Genomic DNA, 21,830 nt, shown 5'->3' with positions numbered 1-21,830 from the left:
GCTTGCCGGGCCTACCATTGTTCCGCAGATCGTCGTACGTAGGCCGGGTAAGCGTCAGCGCCACCCGGCATTTTTATTTTTATACCGACTTCTGCCGTACCTCGCGCCAGATCCCAAGCCCCACCCAGACCAGCACCAGCACGCCCAGCACCAGCGCCGCCCACACCAGCATCTTCTTCCACTGGCTTTGCTGCTGCGCCGGATCCACCGCCGTCAGCCGCGCGTCGCCGCCCAGCACCACGCGATCCTGTACCAGCGCGTCCGGCAGTTGCGCATTCTCCTGACGTAGCGCGGCAGGCACCAGCATCTCCACCTCCATCGCCTGCGGTTGTGCAGCGCCATTCCCCCAGGCCAGTAAAAACGGCCCTTTACCTTGCGCATTAAAGATCAGCGTCTGGCTGGCGCGCTCGCCGGTCACCTGGGCGATACCATCCTCCAGTTGGCCATTAACCGCCGTAACGCGGATCGCCTGCACCAGCCCGCTGGTTTTCAGCGGCTCCGGCGCTTTGCCGTTCAGCTGATAAATCACGCTTTTCGCCAGCGGCTGCCATGCTGCCTTTTCCCCGCTGCGGTACTCGATCGCCAGCGGCAGTACGCGCCCGTGCCGGGCTTCAATCATCACCGACACCAGCGGCTGTGGCCGTTGCCAGGAGAACTCCTGTACCGCCGGGGAGACGGTTTTCGCCACCGCATTCAGGTGGATGTTCACCGCCGTATCGCTGTAAACCTGCTCAACCGCTGTCGCGCCGGTCAGCGCAGGCGCGTGCGCGGCATCGTTGAACACCACCAGCACATAACGCATTTCCGTCGGGTAGGCTGAACTGCTGAAATCCAGCGTGTCCAGCAACAGGCGATCGTTGCCGGAGGCAAGATCCATCAGCGGCATCTCCCGGCCCGCCAGCGTCCAGTTTTTCAGATCGCTGCTGAAGTACACATCCGCGCGCCCCTGCCAGTTGGCGGGCGCGGCGCTCCAGGCCAGCTTCAGCTGTGAAAGCGGAAAGTCGTCTTTTTGTGTGTCAGGCAGGGTTAACAGATAACTCTTCCCTGCTGTTTTCCGCCCTTCTCCCTCCAGACGGATTTCGATTCCGTCCTGCGAGCGCAACCACAGGCTTTCTGACGAGGCATTATTTTCCGGTACCGCATCAAGGGCGAACAGGCGCAGCGGCAGCGTGCGCGGCGGCATCTGTTTCTGCACCGCCGGGATCAGGGTAAAAGGCACGGCGTTACCCTGCTGATTAAAAACCCGCACGTCACGCAGATCGGGGGCGACGCTGTCGGTATAGATGCGCCCCGGTAAGGTCACCTGATACAGCGGCGATGGCGTGGTCGTCTCCAGCCCCGCGCCCCAGGCATAATCCTGCGGTTTTTCCGGCGCGGCGTCCTGGCTCCAGCCCGGCAGCGCCGCGCCCAGTAACGCACAAAAAAGTATCCGTCTGATGATTGTCATTATCCTTGTTCCTCGTTATGCGTCTGTTGTATCCGCGGCGGCAGCGGCGAGAAATAACCCACGATGAGCACCAGCACCGCCACGCCGATAAAGGCCACCGCGCGCGCCAGTCCGCCGCCGCCCGCGCTGTCCACCAGCATCAGTTTCACAATCACCACGCCAAGCAGCGCCGCACCGCCCAGCCATTCATGCCGCGACGCCTGCCGGGCAGCGCGCAGCATCACCAGCAGCGCCACCAGCATCCAGAACAGCGCGAAACAGGTCTGCACCAGGCGGGACGACCAGAGCGCGCTCACCGACCAGTCGATATCGCCATACCAGGCCAGACTGCGCAACAGCAGGCCGTTCAGCCACCAGAAGGCGAGCGCCGCCAGCAGCAGCGGCACACGTTTATGGATCTCACGCCCCTGCGCCGGGAAATAGCGGGCGCACAGCCGCGCCAGCGCGAACAGCGCCAGTAAGGCAAAGGCCGCGCCCTCTTCCAGCGGATTGAGCAATGGCCGGTAGCCCTGTTCCATCACCACGCCATCGTCGATATTGGTCAACAGCAGCATCACCAGCAGGAAAACGCCCGGCGGCGCCAGCGCCAGGGTGCCGTACCACTGCGGCCAGACGCGCAGCGGCCACAGCGAACGCTTGATCCCGGCGCGCACCAGCATGATGACCGCCGCCGCCGCGGTCATCGCCAGCCCCGCCTGCCACGGGAACATCCCCCACGGCAGCGCATCGGTATACCACCACAGCTCGGCCGCCAGCGCGGCGAGGATCATCCAGAACAGCGACAGGTGCAGCCCCTGTGAAAGCCAGGGCACGGGCGGCGTACGCTGTTGATACAGCAGCCAGAAGGCGGACGGCAGTGCAAGACACCAGGCGAGGTTCTGCCAGCCGGCGCTGAGGATCGCGCCCTGGGCTGCGATCTGCCAGACCAGCGTCGCCAGCATCAGGGGCCACAGCAGCCAGACGCTATCGCTTAGCGCGCGCCAGCGCAGCCGCTGGCCGACGACCCGCCAGCCGTGGAGGCTGAGGGCGATCAGCGCCAGTATGCCCGGCAGCTCATTCATAAAGCGGATTAAGGTCAGCGCTGACAGCCCGTGCAGCGCCAGCAGCCAGAAGAGGATCCCGCCCGCCAGCAGGCCGTGGCTGCCCTGAATATTCAGTCCGCGCCACAGCCAGGCGGCGGCGATCCATGTCAGGCTCAGCACCGCAAAAATCATCAGCTGCGACAGCGCCGGAACCAGATCCTGCATCGCCCACAGGGCGCTGCCCATCGCCAGCAGCAGTAAACCTGTGCCGCTGTAGCTCATCCGCCGTTGCTGTTGCTGTACGCCAAGCCACAGAATGCCAAGCCCTTCCAGCGCCCAGGCCATTGATGTCCAGCGGGCGGAAAGCGCCAGCGGGATGGCCAGCGTGACAAAAGCCCCGCCGAGCGCCAGCGCCGCCAGCACCAGCGGTCGCCCGAGTTCAGGTTTACGCCGCAGCACCAGCCACGCCAGCAGCAGATAAAACGCGCCGAAGCCGAGGGCGGAAAACGCCGGTCCATAGGCGAAATCCTGCGTGATGGCGTACTGCATACCAAATCCCAGCAACGGCGGCGCGAACAGCAGTACGCCGTCAATAATGCGCTTACTGCCGCCCTGCGCCCGCAGCGACAGTCCAACGCTCAGGACGCCAAACAACAGAATATTCGCGATCAGGAACAACTGGCAGCTGAGGTAGAACTCCGGCCGGTAGCTAAACAGCCCCCACAGGCCGCCAACACCAAAGGTAAAAAGCAGACCGAGCAGATTCAGCACCCGCCAGTGCTGCCAGACGCTGATAGCCAGAATGCCGCAGGAGAGCAGCAGGTAGAAAGAGAACAGCCCGATGTGGCTGCCGCCGCCGGTGGAGAGCAGCAACGGCGCAAGATAACCACCGAGGCTGGCGAGCATCGCGAGACTTAGCGCACGCTGTAACACCGCCAGCCCGACGCTTACAGCACAGATCAGCAGCAGCAAGGCGAAGGCCAGCGCCATCGGCAGCATCTGCCAGAGCCGGAACGCGCCGAATACCGTCAGATAGAGCACGCCGGTGGCCCCGCCCTGCAAAATCAGCGCATAAACAGGTTGTTTATGGCGCAGCCGCCAGCCGAGCGCCAGCAGCAGCACCGCCGCAAGCGCCGCCACGCACAGACGCAGTTCCAGCGGGAAGAGATCGCGCTCGACGGAATAGCGGAACAGAAACGCCAGCCCGAAGAACAGCAGCAGAATGCCGAGTTTCGCCAGCGGATTGCCGCGCATAAACCAGCCCACCAGCGAGGTGATCATGCCACCGCGCGGTTCGGCGGATGCGGGTTTGCTGACCGCCGCCGGGGTGACGGCAACCGGCTCAGGCTCCGGCACGCTCGCCGCCCAGGGATCGACAGCGGGCGGTGGTGCCGCAGGTACAATGACAGGCGCAGGAACAGGTTCCGGCTCCGCTATCCGTTCAGGCAGCGGCTGCGGCGCAGGCGCAATTGCCTGCCCCGCCAGCTGCTGCTCCAGCGCCGTCAGCCGTTCACGCAATACGCCCAGTTCTCGCTGCGTATCGCTGCTTTTTCGCCAGGCTCTGACCGCCAGCGCAGGGGCGACAATCAGCGCGAAAAAGAGAACAAGACCGGCAACCAGCAAAAGCTCATCCATGGTTTTACCTTCGGTTCGGTGATCACTCCCGAAAGGATATTACATTTCTTTTCAATGCTGATAAAAATGTTGCAACAGGTTCAGCGATTGCGCCACAGCGTGGCGGAGATCGCCGGTAGCGATAGCACATTATCCTCGATGGTGCCGGTGCCCACTTTGCACTGCCAGGCCGGGACGTCTACCAGCGGTAAATCCGTCAGCACCACCTCGCAGGCCTTGCCGCGGTTGATTGCCACCAGCACGCGTTCATGCCGGAAAACGCGCACAAAGACCACCACGTCGCCTTCCGCATGCAGCACCTGACAGCCGCCGTGACGCAGGGCGCGGCTTTTCTTACGCAGCGCCGCCATCTGCTGATAGAGGGCAAACAGCGTGGCGTCCTGTTTTTCTTTGTCCCACGGGAACGGCTTACGGCAGAAGGGATCGTTGTTGCCATCCAGCCCCACTTCATCGCCGTAATAGATACAGGGCACGCCAGGCCAGCTGAACAGCCAGACCACCGCCAGCGGCATCCGCGCGATGTCCTTGCCAAGCAGCGTTTTAAAACGCGAGGTATCGTGGCTGTCGAGCTGGTTAAACATGCGCAACTGTTGCTGATGCGACAGCCCGGCGCGGTAGTTATCCATCCACGCCATGCAGGTGGCGGCATCGATATGCTGCGGATCGTAAGAAATATCGGTGTTCGCGAGGAAGCCCCACACAGGGATGGTAAAGCCCCGGTAGTTCATGGCGGCGTCTTCGGCATCCGCCTGCAACCACTGCCGCGCATCGCCAAAATGCTCGCCGACGATATAGGCTTCCGGCTGCGTCTCTTTCGCCGCCTGGCTGATGCCACTGATGTGCAGCAGGTTATTCCGCGCCCCGCCCGCCTCGCCCAGCATATGCACCACATCCAGCCGCCAGCCGTCCATATTCCACGGCGCTTTCAGCCAGTGGCGCACAATGCTGTCTTCGCCTTTGTAAATCTCCTCCACCAGCGAGGCCGACTGATAATCCAGCTTTGGCAGGCTGGCATAGCCAAGCCAGTCGAGAGCGTGGCCGTCGTCGGAAAAGCTGTACCATTCCCGCCAGTCGGAGGCCGGATTATGACACGCGCCGGTGGTGCCGCGATTGTGCCGGTCAAACCAGGCGTGGGAGTCGCCGCTGTGGTTAAACACGCCGTCGAGCACCAGGCGGATGCCATCGCGCTGGGTGTTGGCGCGCAGCCGCAGCAGGGCCTGATCGCCGCCGAACTGCGGGTCGACGTGGCGATAATCTTCAGTATCGTATTTGTGCACGCTGGGGGCGACAAACACCGGGTTGAGGTACAGCGCCGTGGCGCCAAGTTTTTTCAGATAGGGCAGCTTTTCGCTGATGCCATCCAGATCGCCGCCGTAAAAGGTCGATCCCCCCGCCTCGCCGGTGAGGGGTTCATCCCAGTCGCGCAGCACGATCTCCTGCCCGGCGGCGTGATGGTAATAGACGTTGTCCTGCTCCGGCGTACGCGGCTGGCTGCGGGCAAAGCGATCGGGAAAGATCTGATAAAACACCTGATCCGCCACCCACTGCGGGCCATTATCCGGGCAATCGATGGCAAACTGTTCCAGCCGTGCGGGCGGGAAATCGCTGAAGCCCTGCGGCGTAAACCAGCGCTGGCGATCCGCCCACAGCAGTTTAAAGCTGTAGCGACGGCGCGGTTGCCCTTCGGACACGTCGATGGCGGCGCGCCAGGCGGTTACGCCGGGGTACGGTGCACTGCGCAGCGGATGCATCAGGATGGACGTCTCTTCGTTGTCCTTTTCCGTACGCAGTTTAACCTGCGCAGGCAAATCGTTGCCCGCCAGCCACAAAGTTATAAGAAGCTGATCTTTATTGAGTTTTACAAACGGCGCTACCGGAAGATGCCAGGCGTTCAACATCGCTTTACCCCTTGCTGAAAAATGACGCCACCTTGCCACAGCATAGTGAAAGTTCACTCATCATACTGCTGATAATTGGGGGAGGAGCATGGGGGAGGAGGAAGCCAAAAAGCATTGCCGGGCGGCAGGACGCTCACCCGGCAAAAGTTCAGGAGATCAGGCGGTTTTGCGGTCGTAACGGCGCTTAAACATCCAGCCGATGAGCAGCAGCGCGATCCACGCAAAGCCCACGTACAGCGAAATGCGGGTTTCCGGATGCCAGCCAATCAGCGCGATAATAAACACCAGGAACAGCAGACCGGCGATGGTCGTTGGTACGCCGCCCGGCACTTTAAACTTCAGCGCCGCCACTTCTTCCGGCGGCAGACGGCGACGGAAAGCGATCTGCGACAGCAAAATCATGATCCACACCCACACGGTGGCGAACGTCGCCAGCGAGGCGATCACCAGGAAAACGTTCTCCGGCATGATGTAGTTCAGCCAGGCGGCGAACAGCAGCGCGACCGTCATCACCACCACCGTCACCCACGGAATGCCGTTGCGCGAGGTTTTCGCAAACATCTTCGGCGCGCTGCCCTGCTCTGCCATACCGTGCAGCATACGTCCGACGCCAAACACATCGCTGTTAATCGCCGACAGCGACGCGGTCAGCACCACAAAGTTGAGGATGCTGGCGGCAAAGGTGATGCCCAGATGCTGGAAGGTCAGCACGAACGGGCTGCCGTTGGTGCCCACCTGGTTCCAGGGGTAGATGGACATGATCACAAACAGCGTACCGACATAAAACACCAGAATACGCATCGGCACGGAGTTGATGGCGCGCGGAATAGAGGTCTGCGGATCTTTCGCTTCCCCGGCGGTAATGCCGATGATTTCGATGCCGCCGTAGGCAAACATCACCATTTGCAGTGACATCACCATGCCGAGCCAGCCGTTGCTGAAGAAGCCGCCGTTGCTCCACAGGTTGTGGATGCCGGTCGGTTCGCCGCCGTTGCCAATGCCCCAGATGATGATGCCAAAGCCCGCCGCGATCATCACGATAATGGTGGCGACTTTAAAGAACGAGAACCAGAACTCCAGCTCGCCGAACACCTTGACGCTCATCAGGTTGACGGCGCAGATGATCATCACCACGCTCAGCACCCAGATCCAGTGCGGCACCGTCGGGAACCAGACGCCCATATAGATGCCGAACGCCGTGACATCAGCGATGGCGACAATCAGGATCTCAAAACAGTAGGTCCAGCCGGTGATGTAGCCTGCCAGCGGGCCGAGGTTTTCCTGGGCATAGCGTGAGAAGGAGCTGGCCGCCGGGTTATGTACCGACATCTCGCCCAGCGCACGCATGATGATATAGGCTGCCGCGCCGCCGATAATATAGGCGAGCAGTACGCTCGGCCCGGCCATTTTGATGGCGTCCGCCGAACCATAGAACAGGCCTGTGCCTATTGCCGAACCGAGCGCCATAAAGCGGATGTGTCGGGTGCTTAACCCCCGCTTTAGCTTGTTAGTACTTTCCATTGTTTCCCGTGCCATAACATAAATAAAAAAACCACGGGATGGTAAGCCCCGTGGTTATGACAAGCAACCCTTGATCAGTGTGCGCGGGAAGTCACCTGACGCCCTGCGGCACGATCCCAGACCACGGCCAGTATCACGATCACAACGGTTGGCATCAGCCACGCCAGCCCCTGCTCCGCCAGCGGTAAACGCTGGGTCCAGGCTGGCAACACCCCGCCAATGGCGGAGGCTTTGATACCGTCAAGGATACCAAAGGCCAGGCTGATGAACATCGCCGGCGCGATGATGCGCGACGAATTATGCCACCATGAACGGGTAAAGCTTAATACAACCAGTGCGATACACGGCGGATAAATGGCGGTCAGCACCGGAATGGAAATCTGGATCAGGTGGCTCAGGCCAAGGTTAGACACCAGCATCGAGAAGCCGCCGAGCACAAAGGCCAGCGTACGGTAAGAGAACGGCAGATACTGGGCGAAGAACTCCGCGCAGGCGCAGGTCAGGCCGACCGCCGTTACCAGGCAGGCGAGGAAAATCAGCGCCGCCAGCAGCAGGCTACCCGCGCCGCCAAAGGTGTGCTGTACGTAAGCATGAAGAATGGCCGCGCCGTTGGCGGACTGTTCCACCAGCGTGCTGCTGTCAGAGCCGAGACGGAACAGCGCCAGATACAGCAGCGTCAGACCCACACCGGCAATCAGGCCAGCCCAGATAGTGTAGCGGGTCAGCAGACGGGAGTCGGTCACGCCACGCGAACGGGCAGCGTTGACGATGACGATGCCGAAGACCATCGCGCCCAGCGTATCCATGGTGAGATAGCCGTTCACAAAGCCGTTAGAGAACGCGGCATTCTGATAGGCATCCATCGCGCTGCTGATCGGGCCTGCCGGCCAGACGAGCGCGGCAACGGACAGCACCGTCAGGGCGATGATTTTCATCGGCGCGAGGAAGTTACCCACGGTATCCAGCAGTTTGCCAGGATAGAGCGATACCAGGATCACCAGCGCAAAATAGACGAGGCTGTAAATCATCAGCGGCATCGCGCCGTCGCCGGTCAGCGGGGCAATACCTACTTCAAAGGAGACGGTGGTGGTACGCGGGATCGCAAACAGCGGCCCGACCGCCAGATAGCAGACGGTAGCCAGCAGCACGCCCGCCGCTTTGCCAATCGGCATACTGAGGCTATCCACGCCGCCGCCCACTTTCGCCAGCGCGACTACGGTCAGCACCGGCAGGCCTACGGCGGTGATCAGAAAGCCGAACGCCGCCGTCCAGACGTGCTCACCCGCCTGCAAACCGACCATTGGCGGAAAAATAATGTTACCTGCGCCGACAAAGAGGGCGAAAGTCATAAAGCCCAGAGCCATGATGTCTCGTGGTTTTAAGCGATGAGTCATAAACGTGTGCTGCCTGTGGATGTGGTGTTGGAAACGATGAAATGTTCGCCAGTGCCTTTGGAACAATACGACGGCAATTTCTCTCAATTTCAGCGGGATATGCTTCCCGCATGACGTGGCGAAGAATAGTTTTTCGATTTACCACGCAAATACAGTCGGTATGACAGTATCAGGGGCGCAATTTAAACGCTTATAACGTTTAAAGGCAAGACGGGATCGTAAAACCAGATGGATCTGCTGCTACCTATATGGTTACCAGTTCAAAACGCTATGTATAAGAAAAACACATGGCTTATCATGCGAACAAAAAATCATCAGCCGTACAATAATCGGTCAGAAAAAGGTGAACCGGAACGCAAACAGGCCAGCAATTGCTGGCCTGCGGAAAGATAAGCTGACAGTCGGGGCGTCAGGCGCTGTTTTTGGCGATCAATCGTTCCGGCAGAATAAAACTGAAACGCGTGCCCTGCCCTGGCGTGCTGGTAATGTTGAGGCGGCTGTCGTGATGATTGACCGCATGTTTAACGATGGCCAGCCCCAGCCCGCTGCCGCCGGTCTGCCGGGATCGCGCTTTATCCACCCGGTAGAAACGCTCCGTCAGGCGCGGAATGTGCTCGGCCGCGATCCCCGGTCCGTTATCCTCAACGCAAAATTCTGCGCCGTGGGGTACGCGCTTCCAGCTCACCACAATATGGGTGGCGGGGGGCGTATGGTTGACCGCATTATACACCAGGTTAGAGATGGCGCTACGCAGCTGATCTTCACTGCCCAGCACTTTCAGCGAGCTGTCGATGTGGAACTCAATAGTCTGCTTTTGCTGGCTGAGGGTTTGCGCTTCCCGCTCCACCACCCGCAGCATCATCGGCACATCAATGGTTTCGTTCAGCAGTTGCACCGGCGAGGCTTCAATTTTAGAGAGCGTCAGCAGCTGGCGCACCAGCCCTTCCATACGTGAGGTCTGCTCGCGCATGGTATGCAGCGCTTTTTCACGCGGCGCGCCTTCCAGCGTCTGCTCCTGCATCATCTCCAGATAACCCTGTAACACCGTCAATGGCGTGCGCAGTTCATGGCTGACGTTGGCGAAGAAGTTACGGCGCGCGCCTTCCAGCTGATGCATCTGCGTGACATCACGCGCCACCATCAGCAGTTGCTGATCGCTGTAGGGCATGACGCGAATTTCCAGATGGCGGCCATTATTCAGCACCAGATTGAGGGGCTTAAGGAATTCCTGACGCTTCAGGTACTGGGTGAATTCGGGATAACGCAGCAGGTTAAGGATGTTCTGGCCGTTATCGTCCGGCCAGCGCAGGCCCAGCAGTTGCTGCGCCAGACCGTTACACCAGAAGATCACGCCTTCTGCTGTGGTAAGCACCACGGCGTCCGGCAGCGACTCCGCGCCGCTGCGGAAGCGTTTGATCAGGCTGCCCAGTTCGCGACGGCGTTTTTTGTTACGCATCTGCATCTGGTGCAGCCCGTATAACAGCGGCTCCCAGCTACCGTGGCCCGGCGGCGGCGTCATGCTTCTGTCCACCCAGAGCCACCAGGAGAGTTGCAGTAAGTTCCAGAAATGCCAGACCAGTAATCCGGTGACGGCCGCCAGCAAAAACCACGGCAGATAACCAAATATGGCGCCGAGCACCAGCGCCGGGATGCAACACAGCACCAGCTCCAGCACCAGCCTTTTCCATGACAGCCGTTCCAGCACGCGTCACACTCCCTTCAGATGTTAGAAACGGGTCGAAAAACGATAACCCGTGCCGCGGACGGTCTGTACCATACGATCGTGGCCGCTATGTTCCAGCGCTTTACGCAGGCGGCGAATATGCACGTCAACCGTGCGATCTTCAACGTAAACGTTGGTGCCCCACACATGGTTCAGCAACTGTTCCCGGCTGTAGACACGTTCAGGATGGGTCATAAAGAAGTGTAAAAGCTTAAATTCGGTAGGCCCCATATCGAGGGGATTTTCGCCGGTCATCACGCGGTGGGAAGTGGGATCCAGGCTCAACCCCTGCATTTCGATCACCTCTTCTACCGCCATCGGCGAGATGCGGCGCATCACGGCTTTAATACGCGCCACCAGCTCTTTTGGCGAGAACGGCTTGGTGATGTAATCATCCGCCCCGGTTTCCAGACCACGCACGCGATCTTCTTCCTCGCCGCGGGCGGTAAGCATCATCACCGGAATATCACGGGTCAGGGCTTCACGCTTCACATGTTTGATAAACTGAATACCGGAACCGCCCGGTAGCATCCAGTCGAGCAAAATGAGATCGGGCCAGGGTTCATTCAACTGGTTCACCGCGCTGTCATAATCTTCCGCTTCGACAGGCTGGAAGCCGTTTTGCTCGAGGACAAAGCATACCATTTCACGAATTGGAGCTTCATCTTCCACGACCAGAATGCGTCTCGCCATAATTTGCCCTGTATTTATTAAGTCGCCAGTATATGTTGCGGTGGCATTATGCGTCAGATTTATGACAGATTTATGAAAATGATGACTGCCTGATGACTCAAGCCGTTGTTTTATGACACTCGCGAAAAAACCGATAACTATCTTCACGCCGCTTAACGTTTATAATCGGCTTCACGCTTTTTTGCCATGGGATCGTTATGCGTCTTCTTCATACCTCTGACTGGCACCTGGGTCAAAACTTTTACAGCAAAAGCCGGGCCGCTGAACATGCCGCCTTTCTTGACTGGCTGCTGAAAACCGCGGAAGAACAGCAGGTGGATGTGATTATTGTCGCAGGCGACATTTTTGATACCGGCTCGCCGCCGAGCTACGCCCGCGAACTCTACAACCGCTTTGTGGTGAATTTGCAGCAAACCGGCTGTCACCTGGTGGTGCTGGCGGGTAACCACGATTCTGTCGCCACGCTTAACGAATCCCGCGAAATTCTCGCCTTTTTAAACACCACCGTGGTCGCCACCGCCGGCAGCGCGCCCTTTATGCTTAAACGCCGGGACGGCACGCCGGGGGCGGTGTTCTGCCCGGTGCCGTTTTTACGCCCGCGCGACGTCGTGCTAAGCCAGGCCGGGTTATCCGGCAGTCAGAAACAACAGCTTTTGCTGACCAGCATCACAGCGTATTACCAGCAGCAGTATCAGGACGCCTGCGCCCTGCGTGGTGAACAGAGGCTGCCGGTTATCGCCAGCGGCCATCTGACTACCGTCGGGGCCAGCAAAAGTGACGCGGTGCGTGATATTTATATCGGCACGCTGGACGCCTTTCCGGCGCAGAACTTCCCGCCGGTGGATTATCTTGCTCTCGGCCATATTCATCGCCCGCAGCTGGTGGGCGGTCAGGAACATATCCGTTATTGCGGCTCCCCCATCGCGTTAAGTTTTGATGAAACCGGCAGGCCGAAAAGCGTCAACCTGGTGACCTTCAGCGACGGCAGGCTGGCGGAGGTGACGCCGCTGACGGTGCCGGTTACCCAGCAACTGGCGGTGATCAAAGGCGATCTGGCGGCTATCGGCGAACAGCTTGAGCAATGGCGCGACCAGCCGGTCAGCCCGCCGGTGTGGCTGGATATTGAAATCACCACCGACGAATACCTGGCGGACGCGCAACGGAAAATCCAGGCGCTTACCGGGGATCTGCCGGTGGAAGTGTTGCTGGTGCGCCGCAGCCGCGAGCAGCGCGAACGTCTGCTGGCGGGCGAACTGCGAGAAACCCTGAGTGAGCTGAAGGTGGAAGAAGTCTTTGAGCGGCGGCTGGCGCTGGAAAGCCTCGACGAGGCGCAAAACGCGCGTTTACAGACGCTGTTCGCGCAAACCGTTGACGCCCTGACGGAGGAAGACGACGCATGAAGATCCTCAGTCTGCGCCTGAAAAATATCAACTCCCTGAAAGGGGAATGGAAAATCGATTTCACCGCCGAGCCGTTCGCCAGTAATGGGCTGTTTGCCATCACCGGGCCGACGGGGGCGGGCAAAACCACCCTGCTCGACGCCATCTGTCTGGCGCTGTATCACGAAACGCCGCGTCTGAGCAGCGTCTCCCAGTCGCAAAACGATCTGATGACCCGCGATACCGCTGAATGTCTGGCGGAAGTGGAGTTTGAGGTCAAAGGCGTGGCTTACCGCGCTTTCTGGAGCCAGAACCGCGCCCGCAATCAACCGGACGGTAATTTGCAGGCGCCGCGCGTGGAGCTGGCGCTGTGCGCCGATGGCAAAATCCTTGCCGATAAAGTGAAAGACAAACTGGATCTGACCGCCACCCTGACCGGGCTGGACTATGGTCGTTTCACCCGCTCGATGCTGCTCTCCCAGGGCCAGTTTGCGGCCTTCCTCAATGCCAAACCCCGCGAGCGCGCCGAACTACTGGAAGAGCTGACCGGCACCGAGATCTACGGTCAGATCTCCGCGATGGTCTTCGAAAAGCATAAAACCGCGCGACTGGAGCTGGAAAAACTCCAGGCCCAGGCCGACGGCGTGCAGCTGTTAAGCGACGAACAGGCACAGACGCTCAGCGCAGGTTTGCAGGCACTTACTGACGAAGAAAAACAGCTGCTCGCCGGGCAGCAGCAGGCGCAGGGACATCATCAGTGGCTGAGTGAAAGCCACCGGCTGAGCGGCGAACGCCAGCGGGCGCACGAGGCGCTGACCGCCGCGCATGCGGCATTAGAGGCCGCCGCCCCGGAACTGGAAAAGCTGACCCGCGCCCTGCCTGCGGAAAAATTACGTCCCCACTGGCAGCAGTTACAGGAGCGCCAGCAGGCGTTACGCCTCGCACAGGGCCAGCACGAAAATGTGAATACTCGCTTACAACAGGTGCGCACCGGGCTGCAACAGACCTGGCAACTGGCGAATATCACCGCTACCACCCTGAAAAACGATGTGGCACAGGTGCAGCAGTGGCTCAGCGAACACGATCGTTTTCGCTTATGGAGCGCGGAACTGGCGAGCTGGCGTCTGACCTTTGCCCAGCAGCAGCGGGATGAAAAACAGCGGGCGGAGCTGCAAAATACACTCCGTACAACAGAACGGGCGCTCGCCGCCCTGCCGCCTTCCCCGCTGAATCTGAATCTGGAAGAAGTAAGCGCTCATTTACAACAGCACTTAGCGGGCCGTAGCGGGCGTCAACAGCTGGCAATGCTGCACCCGCAGTTTGTTGCGCTGGCAAAACGTCAGGCGCAACAGCAGCAGGAACTGGCGGAGATGGACACGCAGATCGCCGCCTGGGATCTGCGGCTTGGGGCTATTCGTCAGCAATATAAAGACAAGCGCCAGCATGAAAGCGATGTGGAAAAGCTGGTGGAGCAGGAAAAGCTGATCCTGCGCCTCGAAGCGGAACGCGCGAACCTGCAACCGGATACGCCCTGCCCGCTGTGCGGATCCACGTCGCATCCTGCCGTGGCGGCCTATCAGGCATTGCAGCCGGGCGAAAATCAGCAGCGGCTGGCGGCGCTGAAAAAAGAGGTGGAAAGCCTGCGCGAACAGGGTTTTGCCCTGAAAGGCCAGCTGGATACCCAGCGTCAGCACCGGGACAAACTCGCCGCGGCCCTTACAGCGATTCAGGAGGAAAGCGCCACGCTTCACGCCCGCTGGCAGCAGCAGTGCGCGGCGCTGAACATCGCGCTGACGCCGCAGGACGACGTGAGCGGCTGGCTGGCGGAGCAGGATCAGCATGAGCAGCAGCTGCGCCAGCTGAATGAACGCTTAACCCTGGAAGCAAGGCTGCATAAAGAGCAGCAGCGGGATGCGCAGCTGGCGGCGGAGATCGCCCGGCAGCGGGACGCGCTGGACACCGCGCTGGCACAGCTGGGCCTGACGCGGCCGGCAGTGAGCGACGAAGCAGCCTGGCTGGCGGCGCGGCAGGAAGAGTCGCAGCGCTGGCAGCAGCAGCATGACAAACTGCCACAGCTGCGGGAACAACTGAGCCGCCTCGACAGCCTGCTGGCAACGCTCGCCGATGACGGCACCACGCCGCCGCCCCTTCCGGAGCACCAACACGCCGCCGCGCTGGGCAACTGGCAGACGCTTTACAGCGAGGCCAGTACGCTTGAAGGCCAGCTGCGCCTGTTGCAGGAGCAGATACGCCAGCTCGACACACAGCAGGAACAGGCGCGCTCACAGTTCAGCGCGGCGCTGGCCGCCAGTCCTTTTGCAGACGAGGCCGCTTTCCTGAGCGCGCTGCTGGACGATGCGCAGCGGCAGGCGCTGGAGCAGCGTCAGCAGCAGCTTGAGCGGGCGCATCAGCAGCAAAGCACGCTCTATAGCCAGGCCGAAAGCACGCTGGCGCAGCATCTGGCGTCCCGTCCACCGACGCTGGCGGACGACGCCGAAATCGATGCGCTGGCCGCGCAGCTTTCCGCAGTGGTGCAGCAACTACGGGAAAACACCACCCGCCAGGGCGAGATCCGCCAGCAACTGAAACAGGACGCCGAAAACCGCCAGCGGCAGTTAGCGCTGATGCAGAGCATCCAGCAAAATGCGGAATATGTGGAAGACTGGGCGTATCTCAATGCGCTGATCGGCTCGAAAGAAGGCGATAAATTCCGTAAATTCGCCCAAGGGCTGACGCTCGATAATCTGGTGTGGCTGGCGAATAATCAGCTCACCCGCCTGCACGGGCGATACCTGCTCAAGCGCAAGGCCAGCGAAGCGCTGGAGCTGGAAGTGGTGGATACCTGGCAGGCGGACGCGGTGCGCGATACCCGTACCCTGTCCGGCGGAGAGAGTTTCCTCGTCAGCCTTGCGCTGGCGCTGGCGCTGTCGGATCTGGTCAGCCATAAAACGCGTATTGATTCACTGTTCCTTGATGAAGGGTTCGGCACGCTGGACAGCGAAACGCTGGACACCGCGCTGGATGCGCTGGACGCCCTTAACGCCACCGGGAAAACCATCGGCGTGATAAGCCACGTCGAGGCGATGAAAGAGCGCATCCCGGTGCAGATCAAGGTACGTAAAATTAACGGGCTGGGTTACAGCAAGCTGGATAAAGCCTGGGCCGTAGAATAAGGCGTTTCCCCTCGTCCAGCCGGGCGGGGGTTTTTCGTAAGGATGATTGCCGTGTCGGGTAGTATCAAAAAAGTCATTGTTTCGCTGGCGCTCGGGACGTTCGGGCTGGGAATGGCAGAGTTCGGCATTATGGGCGTGCTGACGGAACTGGCGAAGGATGTGCAGATCAGCATTCCCGCCGCGGGCCATATGATCTCCTGGTATGCGCTGGGGGTGGTGCTGGGCGCGCCGATCATCGCCCTGTTCTCTAACCGTTTTTCGCTGAAACATATCATGGTGTTTCTGGCGTTGCTGTGTCTGGCAGGCAACGTGATCTTCACCCTCTCCTCGTCCTATGTAATGCTGGCGATTGGCAGACTGGTGTCCGGTTTTCCCCACGGCGCGTTTTTTGGCGTCGGGGCGATCATTCTCACCAAAGTCGCGCAGCCCGGACGCGTCACCGCCGCCGTCGCAGGGATGATCTCCGGCATGACCATTGCCAATCTGATCGGCGTGCCGATTGGCACCTGGCTGAGCCATGAATTCAGCTGGCGCTATACCTTCTGGCTGATTGCGGCCTTTAACATTGCGGTGATGGTGTCGATCCTGATGTGGATCCCGGATATCGCTGACGAGGCCAAAACCACCCTCTCCGCGCAGTTCCGCTTCCTCAAATCCCCTGCGCCCTGGCTGATTTTTGCCGCCACCCTGTTCGGCAACGCCGGGGTTTTCGCCTGGTTCAGCTATATCAAACCGCTGATGATCTTCGTCTCCGGCTACGCAGAAACCACCATGCCGGCGATCATGATGCTGGTGGGACTGGGAATGGTGCTGGGTAATATGCTGAGCGGCAAGCTGTCGCGCTGGTTTACGCCGCTGCGCATCGCCATGACGACCGATCTGGTGATTGCCATTGCGCTGGCGCTGATCTTCTTCTTCGCGTGGAACAAAACCGCGTCCCTGAGCCTGGCCTTTATCAGCTGCGCCGGACTTTTTGCCCTGTCTGCGCCGCTGCAAATCCTGCTGCTGCAAAACGCCAGAGGCGGTGAAATGCTGGGAGCGGCGGGTGGACAAATGGCCTTTAATCTGGGCAGCGCGGTAGGGGCGTTTTGCGGCGGGATGATGCTGACCGCCGGGCTGACGTATGAATATGTGGCCTTACCGGCAGCCTTGCTGTCGTTATCGGCCATGATCTCACTGGTGTTGTACAGCCGCCTGAAAGGTCATGGGGCGGCTGCCGTGCAATGATTAATTTTGCGGCCACAGCCAGGCCGCGCCGCGCACGCCGCTGGAATCGCCGTGTACCGCTTTGCGGATCGGCGTTTCGCATTCACCGCCGAATACCCAGTTTTTCACCAGCGTTGGCACGGTTTTGTACAGACGATCGACGTTGCTCATGCCGCCGCCCAGCACGATCACGTCCGGATCCAGAATGTTTATCACATGGGCCAGTGATTTCGCCAGCCGCAGTTCGTGGCGGCTCAGCGCCAGTTCAGCGATCGGATCCTGCTCGCCCACCAGCCGGATAATCTCATTGCCTTTCAGCGACTGCCCGCTTAAGCGGTGGTAATCGGTGGCAAAACCGGTGCCGGAAATAAAGGTCTCGATACAGCCCTGTTTACCGCAGTAGCACGGCACTTCATCGCGATAGCGCAGTTCGTCCTCGTCCATCCACGGCAGCGGGTTGTGGCCCCACTCGCCTGCGGTGCCGTTGCCGCCAATATGCGCATGGCCATTTAGGGCGATGCCGGAACCGCAGCCGGTGCCGATGATCACCGCGAACACGGTTTGCGCCCCCGCCGCTGCGCCATCGACGGCTTCGGATACCGCCAGGCAGTTGGCGTCGTTCGCCAGCCGTACTTCACGGTTAAGCCGCTTGCTGAGATCTTTATCGAAAGGCTGACCGTTAAGCCAGGTGGAGTTGGCGTTTTTTACCACCCCGGTATAGGGCGAAATGGAGCCGGGGATCCCCATGCCGACGGTGCCGGTTTGCCCGGTCTCCTTTTCGGCCAGCTCAACCAGCGTGGCAACGGTTTCAATCGTCTGCCCGTAGTCGTTTTTTGGCGTTGGCAGACGGTGGCGGAACAGCTGTTCGCCGCTGTCGCTGAGCGCAATCACTTCTGTTTTTGTACCACCTAAATCAATTCCTATACGCACGGAAATCTCCTTGTTTTTCGCGGAATATCAACAGAGTAGGATCCCTGCCCCGTATTAGCAATGCATCGAAAGTGACAATTCGTTATCATGCCCGCTGCATTTAACGACAAGGCCGTGAAAATTATCATGCTGTGGTTCAAAAATTTGATGGTTTACCGTCTTAGCCGCGATGTTTCATTGCGCGCTGAAGAGATGGAAAAACAGTTAGCCGCGCTAACCTTTACACCTTGCGGTAGCCAGGATATGGCGAAAACCGGTTGGGTGCCGCCGATGGGTTCGCACAGTGATGCACTGACCCATACCAATAATGGCCAGATCATCATTTGCGCCCGCAAAGAAGAAAAGATCCTGCCGTCGCCGGTGATCAAACAGGCGCTGGAAGCCAAAATTGCCAAACTTGAAGCCGATCAGGGCCGCAAGCTGAAGAAGACCGAAAAAGATTCGCTGAAAGATGAAGTGCTGCATTCGCTGCTGCCGCGCGCCTTCAGCCGCTTCAGCCAGACGATGATGTGGATCGATACGGTTAACGGCCTGATCATGGTGGACTGCGCCAGCGCCAAAAAAGCGGAAGATACGCTGGCGCTGCTGCGTAAAAGCCTCGGCTCCCTGCCGGTGGTGCCGCTGACGCTGGAAAATCCAGTTGAACTGACGCTGACCGAATGGGTACGCTCCGGCAGCGCGGCGCAGGGATTCCAGTTGCAGGATGAAGCCGAACTGAAAGCGATCCTTGAAGATGGCGGCGTGATCCGCTGTAAAAAGCAGGATCTCGTCTGCGATGAAATCGCCGTGCATATTGAAGCCGGAAAGCTGGTCACTAAGCTTGCGCTCGACTGGCAGCAGCGTATTCAGTTTATGATGTGCGACGATGGCTCGATCAAACGCCTGAAGTTTTCCGATGAGCTGCGCGATCAGAATGAAGACATTGATCGCGAGGATTATGCCCAGCGCTATGATGCTGACTTTATCCTGATGACCGGGGAACTGGCGGCGTTAATTCAGAATCTGGTGGAAGGATTAGGCGGCGAAGCGCAGCGCTGATCCTGTCGATCTGCCCCCTCGCCTGAGGGGACAGATCGCTGCATTACAGATAGCGGCAAAGATAAGCGCTCGGCTCGGCCACCTGTAAATGGAATTCGCTGTGGCCGGGCACATTGAACACTTCCCCCGCCGCATAGGTTTTCCACTCCGTTTCTCCCGGCAGCAGCACGTTTAACGCGCCGCTGACCACCGTCATTTCTTCCGGCTGGGCGGTTCCGAAGGTGTATTCGCCTTCCGCCATGACGCCGACGCTGGCACGGCCAGTGCTGCTGCTGGTAAAACCAATGGATTTCACTTTACCGGAAAAGTATTCATTACTCTGAAGCATAGACTGGCCCTTATCTGTGTAGTGTATGGAAATCCACTATAGGGGCCAGGCTTTATGACTGTCACGTAAAATCGCTGTTACATCAGCAGCTCAGAGGCAAGACGGGCGACCAGCACGTTAGAGAGCAGAACGGGAACGTCGAGGGATTTTTGCAGCAGATCGCGGTGCGCCTGGTGAAAACCGAGGCAGTCGAGCATCAGCACGTCAGCGCCCTGATCGATGAGCGTTCTACCTGCGTCCACCAGCTGCGAGCCGATAGTGTCCTGTGGACTGGCAATGGCGTACAGCGGCTCGTTTGAAAGCGCCTGCCATTTTTGCTGCTGTTCGCCAAGCATCTCTGCCATCGGCACCAGCACGCCCACCTGATGACCATCAATAATGGAGGCAACCAGCGGCGGAATAATGCGTTGCGGCTCCAGCAGAATAGCGTTGCGGGATTTCAGCCCTTCTATTTTATCGTTATACATCAGCAGGATGACGTCATAGCCCTGCTTATCGAGCAGTTCGATGACGCTTTGCAGATCGCGCTTCACCTTCTGGCGCGAGACTTTTACCACCTCGCCATTGTTCAGCAGTGCGCGGATCTCGTCCTCGCCCGGCGCGGCGGCGTAATCTTCAAGGGCATCTTCAGGATCCATCTTGCCCATCAAACTAACGTGGGTGATCTGATCTTCAGCAATGTGCTCAGTTAAGAGCGGCAGCACAGCATTGAGGGGCACCACACCAATGGTGAGGATGGCCAGAGTCGCACTCATGGTTCTTTCCGCCTTCTTCACTTCAGTTATTCAGGACTGACAATTGCTCACGCCAGAGGGCGGGAGTAAAACCGGCAATGATCGTCGCAGAAAAAAGCGTAGCAGCAGATATGACCGGAGCGTGACTATTTTTGTAAACGCTTACATAAACGTCTGTAATTTCCCGAAAGGTTTATAAAATTCCCCCCGCGACGCGGGGGAAAGGGATCAGGATTTATCAGGATCTTCGTAGCGGCGCTTAGCATCCAGCGCTTCCTGCTCGGTATTATGCTCGCTGATCAGCGAATCGGGCTTCGGGTGATCGGATCGTAATTGATACCAGGTCACGGTTTCTTCCTGATTTCCTTTTTCAACGGTCACGATACGCGCTTCTCTTGGGTACGGCGGTCTTGTCGGCATAGCACTTCCTTTTTTATCAGTTTTTATCAGTCGTACCTGGAGTATAGCCAAAGGTAGCGCATCAGGTTTAGCTTGCGCGCGCCAGTAATAATACCGTCTGGATTTCTGCCACGACGCTTTCCGGATCCAGAGCGCCATCAACCACATAGTGCGCCGCCTCGCGATACAGCGCATCGCGCTCGGCCAGAATATCGCTCACTTCTTCACTGATGGGCTTGCCGGTTAGCGTCGGACGCTGAGTGGCTTTCGGCGTGGCTTCCAGCCGCTGCGCCAGTACGTCCACCGGCGCGCAGAGATAAATCACGATGCCCTGTTCGTGCATAAACTGACGGTTAAATTCGCTGAGGATAATCCCGCCGCCGGTGGCGATCACTGTCGATGGCGCGGTGACGCTTTGCAGGGTGGCAGTTTCCCGCGCGCGAAATCCTGACCAGCCCTCTTTTTCAACGATACTGGCAACGGTCATTTGCGCCTGATCCTGTAATACGCGATCGGTATCGACAAACTGGCAGTCGCGGACCCGGGCGAGCTGAACGCCGATGGTGGTTTTTCCGCAACCGCGTGCGCCAGTTAGAAAGATGGGTAACGTCATGACCTGGTGATCCCCCTGGTTCCGCCCAATGCAGAACGAGATATGATGAAACAAAAATGATGATCTGCTGCCAGCAAGTGTAAATAAATAATTACAGAGAAATTTAAAACAGCGGTAACATTGATTTTAGCGAGAAAAATGCACTTTAAAGTGTAAAGATAAAATGGCACGCCCACCTTACTGAATGCGTCGTCCGTTGACAAGCTTTCAGCTGCCCTGATTGCTTTCACGGCGGCGCTTAACCTCCAGCAGCCATTTATCCAGTTCGGCGGCAAAGTGCTGGCGATCGCGCTGAGAGAGCGAATCCGGCCCGCCGGTCTGTACGCCGCTGGCGCGCAGGGTATCCATAAAATCACGCATCGTCAGGCGTTCACGAATGGTGGCTTCGGTATAGCGTTCGCCGCGCGGGTTCAGCGCCGCACCGCCTTTAGCGATCACTTCCGCCGCCAGCGGAATGTCAGCGGTGATCACCAGATCGCCGGGATTGCACAGGCGCACAATTTCGTTATCGGCCACGTCGAAGCCCGCCTCCACCCGCAGGGTGCGGATAAAACGTGACGGCGGCACGCGCAGGGACTGATTCGCCACCAGCGTCAGCGGGGTTTGCGTGCGCTCAGCGGCGCGAAATAACACTTCTTTGATTACGTTCGGACACGCATCGGCATCCACCCAAATCACCATATTGACTCCGGATAAA

General features: G+C 59.1%; 17 protein-coding genes. 4 read left to right on the top strand and 13 right to left on the bottom strand.

Going from position 1 to position 21,830, the window contains the following annotated elements:
- Positions 1-79: 79 nt before the first annotated feature.
- From QRD42_RS09435 to phoB, 7 genes are all read right to left on the bottom strand, one after another.
- Positions 80-1,447 (bottom strand): DUF3999 family protein, encoded by a 1,368-nt coding sequence (locus QRD42_RS09435; RefSeq protein ID WP_321988701.1) that lies wholly within the window; start codon positions 1,445-1,447, stop codon positions 80-82.
- Positions 1,447-4,104 (bottom strand): DUF2339 domain-containing protein, encoded by a 2,658-nt coding sequence (locus tag QRD42_RS09430; RefSeq protein WP_321988700.1) that lies wholly within the window; start codon positions 4,102-4,104, stop codon positions 1,447-1,449. The genes QRD42_RS09435 and QRD42_RS09430 overlap by 1 nt, the downstream gene beginning before the upstream one ends.
- Positions 4,105-4,184: 80 nt before the next feature.
- Positions 4,185-6,002, bottom strand: a complete 1,818-nt coding sequence (malZ, locus tag QRD42_RS09425; protein ID WP_321988699.1) for a maltodextrin glucosidase — start codon at positions 6,000-6,002, stop codon at positions 4,185-4,187.
- 156 nt (positions 6,003-6,158) lie between these two features.
- Complete coding sequence (gene proY / locus QRD42_RS09420; protein ID WP_099458748.1) at positions 6,159-7,523, bottom strand: proline-specific permease ProY; 1,365 nt, start codon at positions 7,521-7,523, stop codon at positions 6,159-6,161.
- A 74-nt stretch (positions 7,524-7,597) separates the two neighbouring features.
- Positions 7,598-8,917 (bottom strand): branched-chain amino acid transporter carrier protein BrnQ, encoded by a 1,320-nt coding sequence (gene brnQ / locus QRD42_RS09415; RefSeq protein WP_072567508.1) that lies wholly within the window; start codon positions 8,915-8,917, stop codon positions 7,598-7,600.
- Positions 8,918-9,326: 409 nt separating this feature from the next.
- Positions 9,327-10,622: a phosphate regulon sensor histidine kinase PhoR gene (gene phoR / locus QRD42_RS09410; RefSeq protein WP_072567507.1), complete on the bottom strand. Its 1,296-nt coding sequence runs from the start codon at positions 10,620-10,622 to the stop codon at positions 9,327-9,329.
- Positions 10,623-10,643: 21 nt separating this feature from the next.
- Positions 10,644-11,333, bottom strand: a complete 690-nt coding sequence (gene phoB / locus QRD42_RS09405; protein WP_072567506.1) for a phosphate response regulator transcription factor PhoB — start codon at positions 11,331-11,333, stop codon at positions 10,644-10,646.
- A 197-nt stretch (positions 11,334-11,530) separates the two neighbouring features.
- Between phoB and sbcD the strand changes: the two genes are divergently transcribed.
- From sbcD to araJ, 3 genes are all read left to right on the top strand, one after another.
- Positions 11,531-12,733 carry an exonuclease subunit SbcD gene (gene sbcD, locus QRD42_RS09400; protein WP_321988698.1) on the top strand — a complete coding sequence of 401 codons (1,203 nt, stop codon included), beginning with the start codon at positions 11,531-11,533 and terminating at the stop codon, positions 12,731-12,733.
- Entirely contained in the window at positions 12,730-15,885 is a 3,156-nt protein-coding gene (gene sbcC, locus QRD42_RS09395) for an exonuclease subunit SbcC (protein WP_321988697.1), read from the top strand. Before sbcD ends, sbcC begins: the two co-directional genes overlap by 4 nt.
- A 63-nt stretch (positions 15,886-15,948) precedes the next feature.
- Positions 15,949-17,112, top strand: a complete 1,164-nt coding sequence (gene araJ / locus QRD42_RS09390) for an MFS transporter AraJ (RefSeq protein WP_158684911.1) — start codon at positions 15,949-15,951, stop codon at positions 17,110-17,112.
- On the opposite strand, the gene mak is transcribed toward araJ, so the two are convergent.
- On the bottom strand, positions 17,113-18,021 hold the full coding sequence (mak, locus tag QRD42_RS09385; RefSeq protein WP_321988696.1) for a fructokinase: 909 nt from the start codon (positions 18,019-18,021) through the stop codon (positions 17,113-17,115).
- 126 nt (positions 18,022-18,147) lie between these two features.
- Between mak and rdgC the strand changes: the two genes are divergently transcribed.
- Complete coding sequence (rdgC, locus tag QRD42_RS09380) at positions 18,148-19,059, top strand: recombination-associated protein RdgC (RefSeq protein WP_321988695.1); 912 nt, start codon at positions 18,148-18,150, stop codon at positions 19,057-19,059.
- A 43-nt stretch (positions 19,060-19,102) separates the two neighbouring features.
- On the opposite strand, the gene ppnP is transcribed toward rdgC, so the two are convergent.
- The 5 genes from ppnP to QRD42_RS09355 form a co-directional block, all read right to left on the bottom strand.
- Positions 19,103-19,387, bottom strand: a complete 285-nt coding sequence (gene ppnP / locus QRD42_RS09375) for a pyrimidine/purine nucleoside phosphorylase (RefSeq protein WP_072567501.1) — start codon at positions 19,385-19,387, stop codon at positions 19,103-19,105.
- Positions 19,388-19,464: 77 nt separating this feature from the next.
- Positions 19,465-20,142 carry an AroM family protein gene (locus QRD42_RS09370; RefSeq protein WP_072567500.1) on the bottom strand — a complete coding sequence of 226 codons (678 nt, stop codon included), beginning with the start codon at positions 20,140-20,142 and terminating at the stop codon, positions 19,465-19,467.
- Between the two features lie 207 nt (positions 20,143-20,349).
- Positions 20,350-20,541 carry a protein YaiA gene (gene yaiA / locus QRD42_RS09365; RefSeq protein WP_072567499.1) on the bottom strand — a complete coding sequence of 64 codons (192 nt, stop codon included), beginning with the start codon at positions 20,539-20,541 and terminating at the stop codon, positions 20,350-20,352.
- Positions 20,542-20,608: 67 nt separating this feature from the next.
- A complete protein-coding gene (aroL, locus tag QRD42_RS09360; RefSeq protein ID WP_321988694.1) occupies positions 20,609-21,133 on the bottom strand; it encodes a shikimate kinase AroL in 525 nt (174 codons plus the stop codon).
- A 207-nt stretch (positions 21,134-21,340) separates the two neighbouring features.
- Positions 21,341-21,814, bottom strand: coding sequence for a YaiI/YqxD family protein (locus QRD42_RS09355; protein WP_072567497.1), 474 nt, complete (start codon positions 21,812-21,814; stop codon positions 21,341-21,343).
- Positions 21,815-21,830: the final 16 nt, after the last annotated feature.

Source organism: Enterobacter sp. PGRG2 (genome assembly GCF_030291195.1).
Lineage (GTDB): Bacteria > Pseudomonadota > Gammaproteobacteria > Enterobacterales > Enterobacteriaceae > Enterobacter_D.
This window is presented reverse-complemented; position numbering and strand designations above follow the sequence as displayed.

What these genes read in the sequence shown, in the direction of transcription:
- QRD42_RS09435 (WP_321988701.1), bottom strand. Translation starts at nt 1,447, where the DNA reads ATGACAATCATCAGACGGATACTTTTTTGTGCGTTACTGGGCGCGGCG.
- QRD42_RS09370 (WP_072567500.1), bottom strand. Translation starts at nt 20,142, where the DNA reads ATGAGTGCGACTCTGGCCATCCTCACCATTGGTGTGGTGCCCCTCAAT.
- ppnP (WP_072567501.1), bottom strand. Translation starts at nt 19,387, where the DNA reads ATGCTTCAGAGTAATGAATACTTTTCCGGTAAAGTGAAATCCATTGGT.
- proY (WP_099458748.1), bottom strand. Translation starts at nt 7,523, where the DNA reads ATGGAAAGTACTAACAAGCTAAAGCGGGGGTTAAGCACCCGACACATC.
- rdgC (WP_321988695.1), top strand. Translation starts at nt 18,148, where the DNA reads ATGCTGTGGTTCAAAAATTTGATGGTTTACCGTCTTAGCCGCGATGTT.
- phoB (WP_072567506.1), bottom strand. Translation starts at nt 11,333, where the DNA reads ATGGCGAGACGCATTCTGGTCGTGGAAGATGAAGCTCCAATTCGTGAA.
- sbcC (WP_321988697.1), top strand. Translation starts at nt 12,730, where the DNA reads ATGAAGATCCTCAGTCTGCGCCTGAAAAATATCAACTCCCTGAAAGGG.
- sbcD (WP_321988698.1), top strand. Translation starts at nt 11,531, where the DNA reads ATGCGTCTTCTTCATACCTCTGACTGGCACCTGGGTCAAAACTTTTAC.
- aroL (WP_321988694.1), bottom strand. Translation starts at nt 21,133, where the DNA reads ATGACGTTACCCATCTTTCTAACTGGCGCACGCGGTTGCGGAAAAACC.
- QRD42_RS09430 (WP_321988700.1), bottom strand. Translation starts at nt 4,104, where the DNA reads ATGGATGAGCTTTTGCTGGTTGCCGGTCTTGTTCTCTTTTTCGCGCTG.
- brnQ (WP_072567508.1), bottom strand. Translation starts at nt 8,917, where the DNA reads ATGACTCATCGCTTAAAACCACGAGACATCATGGCTCTGGGCTTTATG.
- QRD42_RS09355 (WP_072567497.1), bottom strand. Translation starts at nt 21,814, where the DNA reads ATGGTGATTTGGGTGGATGCCGATGCGTGTCCGAACGTAATCAAAGAA.
- yaiA (WP_072567499.1), bottom strand. Translation starts at nt 20,541, where the DNA reads ATGCCGACAAGACCGCCGTACCCAAGAGAAGCGCGTATCGTGACCGTT.
- malZ (WP_321988699.1), bottom strand. Translation starts at nt 6,002, where the DNA reads ATGTTGAACGCCTGGCATCTTCCGGTAGCGCCGTTTGTAAAACTCAAT.